Annotated in this window: 1 protein-coding gene; it reads left to right on the top strand. The window is 59.1% G+C overall.

Going from position 1 to position 1,513, the window contains the following annotated elements; all coding sequences use genetic code 11:
• Window positions 1–1,513 (top strand): BREX system Lon protease-like protein BrxL (gene brxL, locus E4Q08_RS23915; protein WP_169072242.1); only part of this gene is annotated, 1,513 nt, incomplete at both ends.

The following is a 1,513-nucleotide window of genomic DNA, read 5'->3' as shown; positions in this document are numbered from 1 at the left end:
TCTTCTGCCTCCGGCGGTCTTCCCAGTGTGCCAAATTTCGCAATAAGATCTCGGTTCGGCTCGTCGAGACGCACGACAAGTACTGGGGTCGTCTCTCCAACCTGGACCTCGACTTCATCAACATTGACGAGAGCGAGGTGCGCACACACGACCGCCTGCTGATGGGCGGCGTTTGGGCGGAGATCACCCTGCGCTACGACGACTCGTTCGTCTTCAAGGGGCAAAACCGCCCATTCTTTGTCGATGCCATCCGTCCTATCCAGCTTTCCTCGCGCAACATCGACCGCTTCATCGAGGTACGCCGGCGCTTTACCCGCGAACAGTGGCTTGATCTGCTCATGCGCTCGATGGGTTACGAGCCGAGCCACCCTTACTATACGCAAAGACGCAAGCTCCACTTGATGCAGCGCCTCCTGCCATTCGTCGAGAAAAACTATAACTCGATCGAGCTGGGCCCGCGTGGTACCGGCAAGAGCTTCGCCTATCAACAGCTTAGCCCCTACTGCCACCTGATTTCCGGCGGGCAAACGACCACTGCGCAGATGTTCGTGAACCTCAGCAGCGGCCAGCGCGGTCTGGTGGCGCTGTGGGATGTGGTGGCTTTTGATGAGGCCGCCGGCATCCGCTTCACCGACAAGAACGGCATCAATATCATGAAGGGCTACATGGAGGACGGCACGTTCAGCCGGGGCCGGGACATCATCACGGCAGAAGGCTCGATCGTCTTCGTGGGTAACATCGACGGCGACATCGAGACGATCGTCCGTACTTCGAACCTCTTTTACCCGATGCCGAAGGAGATGGACACCGCCTTCTACGATCGCATCCACGCTTACATTCCTGGCTGGGAGTTTCAGAAGACCTCCGACGCGGCTTACACCGATCACTTCGGGCTGGTCACCGATTATCTTGCAGAGGTGTTCCGCGAGTTCCGAAAACGCGGCTACGCTGACTATGCCGAGCGCTTCTTCCGCTTCGGCCAGCATCTCGGTGGCCGCGACCAGAAAGCGGTCCGCAAGACCGTCTCGGGCCTTGTCAAGCTGCTCCATCCCGACGGCGAGTTTGGCCGCGAAGAGATGGAGGAGTACCTCGCTTACGCCATGGAGTTGCGACGCCGGGTGAAGGAACAACTCAAGAAGATGGGTGGCCTCGAATACTGGGATACCAGCTTCTCGTTCATCGACCGGGAGAGCGGCCAGGAGACTTTCGTGCGCCTGCCCGAGATGGGTGGGGGCAGCATCATTGCCGAGGGCAAGCTCCCGCCCGGCAGCATCTATACCGTCGGCACCGATGTGACGGATGCCCGGCTTGCTCTGTTCCTGTTGCAGACGCAGATGAACCGCGGGTCAGGCAGGATCATCCCGCTCGGCAATCTATCGAGCAAGATGAAAGAGGCGATCAAGACCGCGGATGCTTATCTGAAGGCGAATCTCAAGAACCTCGGCATCGACCACGACCTCAAGGCCTACGACTTCACGATCCAGGCGATCAACCTGAACCAGGCCAAGGAGGT

The sequence above is a fragment of the Candidatus Accumulibacter contiguus genome (genome assembly GCF_012940005.1).
In the GTDB taxonomy this organism is placed as follows: Bacteria; Pseudomonadota; Gammaproteobacteria; order Burkholderiales; family Rhodocyclaceae; genus Accumulibacter; species Accumulibacter contiguus.
The sequence above is the reverse complement of the archived record's forward strand: the minus strand, read 5'-3'. Positions and strand labels throughout refer to the sequence as shown.